This window comes from Thermococcus sp. 21S7 (assembly GCF_012027615.1).
In the GTDB taxonomy this organism is placed as follows: domain Archaea; phylum Methanobacteriota_B; class Thermococci; order Thermococcales; family Thermococcaceae; genus Thermococcus.
In genome coordinates this window covers 1-496 of record NZ_SNUT01000017.1, presented here as the reverse complement: position 1 = coordinate 496, position 496 = coordinate 1, and the positions used below count along the sequence as shown (strand labels likewise).

General features: G+C 48.8%; 1 protein-coding gene. It reads left to right on the top strand.

Going from position 1 to position 496, the window contains the following annotated elements:
* Nucleotides 1–496 (top strand): methyl-accepting chemotaxis protein (locus tag E3E51_RS12915; RefSeq protein WP_240924343.1); only part of this gene is annotated, 496 nt, incomplete at both ends.

The following is a 496-nucleotide window of genomic DNA, read 5'->3' as shown; positions in this document are numbered from 1 at the left end:
CACACAAACTCAAAGGCCTAATCGGAGAAATAGTCCACGTAACAGACGAACTTGAGAAGAGGGCCACCCTCCTCGCCCAGATATCAAGCGATGTCACTGAAGCCATCAATCAGGTGAATGAGGCAGTGCAACAGGTTAGTATTGAGGCTCAGAGGCAGCAGGAGAACATTAACGAGATAACTGAAGGAATGCGCTTCGTTGCTGAGACGAGTTCGGAGAGCGTCAGAGCAATGGACGAATTCGAAGCGGCAGTAAACGAAGTCGTCACAATAGCCAACGAAGGCAGACAGAAAGGAGAAACCTCCGCCAAGCAAATCGAAAGCATCCAGAAAACCATGAACGAAATCGAGGAGTCAGTCAGAAAGGTTTCCGAGATGAGTAGGAGTATTGAGGAGATTACTAATGTTATTACGAATATTGCGGAGCAGACGAATTTGCTTGCTTTGAATGCTGCTATTGAGGCTGCTCGTGCTGGTGAGGCGGGCAGGGGTTTCGC